Source organism: Phenylobacterium sp. (genome assembly GCF_030697925.1).
In the GTDB taxonomy this organism is placed as follows: Bacteria; Pseudomonadota; Alphaproteobacteria; order Caulobacterales; family Caulobacteraceae; genus Phenylobacterium.
In genome coordinates, this window is record NZ_JAUYOJ010000015.1 from 1 (window position 1) to 2,286 (window position 2,286).

The 2,286-nt window shown below is 66.7% G+C and carries 5 protein-coding genes and 1 tRNA gene; 1 reads left to right on the plus strand and 5 read right to left on the minus strand.

The window, feature by feature from the left end:
- Positions 1 to 81: transfer RNA gene (locus Q8Q88_RS02020), tRNA-Leu, on the minus strand.
- A 48-nt stretch (positions 82 to 129) separates the two neighbouring features.
- The gene (locus tag Q8Q88_RS02025; RefSeq protein ID WP_254836896.1) at positions 130 to 381 is read right to left on the minus strand and encodes a FliM/FliN family flagellar motor switch protein; all 252 of its coding nucleotides are present in this window, start codon (positions 379 to 381) and stop codon (positions 130 to 132) included.
- Between the two features lie 75 nt (positions 382 to 456).
- On the opposite strand from Q8Q88_RS02025, the gene lipB reads away from it, so the two are divergent.
- On the plus strand, positions 457 to 1,173 hold the full coding sequence (lipB, locus tag Q8Q88_RS02030; protein WP_305673530.1) for a lipoyl(octanoyl) transferase LipB: 717 nt from the start codon (positions 457 to 459) through the stop codon (positions 1,171 to 1,173).
- Here lipB and Q8Q88_RS02035 read toward each other — a convergent pair.
- The 3 genes from Q8Q88_RS02035 to Q8Q88_RS02045 all read right to left on the minus strand — a co-directional run.
- Complete coding sequence (locus tag Q8Q88_RS02035) at positions 1,148 to 1,624, minus strand: DUF805 domain-containing protein (RefSeq protein WP_305673531.1); 477 nt, start codon at positions 1,622 to 1,624, stop codon at positions 1,148 to 1,150. The genes lipB and Q8Q88_RS02035 overlap by 26 nt on opposite strands.
- A gap of 18 nt (positions 1,625 to 1,642) precedes the next feature.
- The gene (locus Q8Q88_RS02040) at positions 1,643 to 2,053 is read right to left on the minus strand and encodes a DUF805 domain-containing protein (protein ID WP_254836893.1); all 411 of its coding nucleotides are present in this window, start codon (positions 2,051 to 2,053) and stop codon (positions 1,643 to 1,645) included.
- A 43-nt stretch (positions 2,054 to 2,096) separates the two neighbouring features.
- A partial coding sequence (locus Q8Q88_RS02045; RefSeq protein WP_305673532.1) for a biotin/lipoyl-containing protein occupies positions 2,097 to 2,286 on the minus strand: 190 nt, incomplete at its 5' end.

Sequence of the window (2,286 nt, forward strand, 5' to 3'; positions counted from 1 at the left end):
GCGGTCGAGAAGACTCGAACTTCCACGGGTTGCCCCACAGCGACCTCAACGCTGCGCGTCTACCAATTCCGCCACGACCGCTCGTGGTGAGGCGCGGCAGGTAGCAAACCTCCAACGCTTTGGGAAGCCCTACTGCCCGCCAGCCATGAAGTCGTACACATTGGCCGCACGGGTGACGGCGATCGAGATGCGATCGTCGTTGATCTGAATCTCCCCGCGAGCGACGGGATGGTTGTTGGCCAGGATCCAGACTTCCTCGTTCACCCCGGCGTCGAGCGGGATCACCGCGCCGCGGCCCATGCGCAGGAGCTGCTGCATAGGAAGAGTCGAGCGGCCCAGCAGGACCGAGATCTCGACATTAACGGCGTTGACCTGACTCAAGACGGAAAACCTTTGAAACCCTAAGATACAGGGCGGGCTTTGCGTTGCTCCCACCTGCCCCCACATTGAGCCGACATGCTTGACCACGTGTTAAACCTCGCCCCGATTTTCGCCCGCCCAGATGGGCTGGCCGCCGGCTGGGCCGTGTCGCGCGGGCCGGTCGGCTATCTCGAGGCCGTGGCGGCCATGGAGGCCCGCGCCGCGGCCATAGCGGCTGGGGAGGCGCCGGAACTGGTCTGGCTGCTGGAGCACCCGCCGCTTTACACCGCCGGGGTCTCGTCCAAGGCCGCCGACCTGCTGGCACCCGACCGGTTTCCGGTGTTCGAGAGCGGCCGGGGCGGCCAGTACACCTATCATGGGCCCGGCCAGCGGGTGGCCTATGTGATGCTGGACCTGACCAAGCGTGGCCGAGACGTGCGCGCATTCGTCGCGAGCTTGGAGGCCTGGATCATCGGGGCGCTGGGCCATTTCAACGTCGAGGGCGAAATTCGAGACGGTCGGGTCGGGGTCTGGGTGGAGCGCCGCGCGCCGGGCCTGCCGACCCGCGAGGACAAGATCGCCGCGATCGGGGTGAAGCTGCGCCGCTGGGTCTCGTTCCACGGGATTTCGCTGAACGTCGAACCCGATCTTGGCCATTTCGACGGCATCGTGCCCTGTGGGCAGACGCAGCACGGGGTGACCAGCCTGGTCGATCTGGGCCTGCCGGTGACCATGGACGAGGCCGACGAGGCCCTGAAGGCCAGCTTTATCGAGGTTTTCGGCGCGGTTACGCCCGCCGAGGCGCCGCTCTAGCGGTGGGTTTCGCGGCGGGAACCGGACGCCGCGGGTCGCAGCCGTAGCGATTCTCGCCCGGCTGGCCGGGAAATACGCAGAGCGCGGCGAACAGCAGCGGCGCCCCGACCCCCGGCAGGAACACCAGCAGAGTCCACATGCCGGTCTGGCCCATGTCGTGGAGCCTACGGCTCGAGAGCGCCAGGAAGGCCGCCGTGGAGCCCGCGAACAGCATCACCGCGGCGAAGCCCAAGATCGACCAGTGCAGGGCTCCCAGGGCCAGGCCCACGGTCGCCTGCGGCTCATGGATCATGCCGCTGAGACTGCGCATCCACCATCCCGCGCCCATAGCGTAGGTCGACCAGACATAGGCGCCCAGGAACAGGTTCAGGATGCCGAAATAGACCAGTCCCGTCAGGCCGTAGATCGCCCGGCGCAGACGGCCGTTCGGGTTAAACAAGAATCTGAACATGTCGTCCCCACGACGAGATCAGGCCAATGCGGCCCTCAGCGGATTTGGCCCATAGCGGTTGGTTCCCGCCTCCCCAGCCATCACCCCGAGTTCCACAGCGGCCCAAACGAGCACGAGGCCGAACAAAAAGTCAAAGAATCCCACCGGCTGCGGCCAGATGGCCACCGTGCCGAACAGGATCACCGCCGCCCACCAGCCCGAGCGGCCCCTGTCATGCAGGCGTTTGGAGAGCACGCAGGCCCCGCAATAGAACAGGGCCGGATAGACGAACCAGCCGGTCACCCAATGCAGCGTTACCGTTACCCCAATCACCGACTCATAGAGCGCCGCCAGGCCCAGCAGGACGGCGGCGGCCACCAGGAAGGGCGTGCGCGCGACGCGCCCCTGGGCGTTGAAAAACAGGGCGCCCCAGTCGGTCTGGCCGTTCATGCCGCAAGGTTCCGTAGGTCGAGGCGGCGAATATAGACCGGGCTCACGCGAACTCCACGAGGACTTCGTCGGCCGCCACGCTGTCCCCCGCCGCGGCTCCGACAGTCTTGACGGTTCCGTCGCGCTCGGCGCGGATGATGTTCTGCATCTTCATGGCCTCGACGATGGCGACCTGCTCGCCGGTCTTGACCTCCTGGCCGATGGCGACGTCGAGCGAGACCACGAGCCCGGGC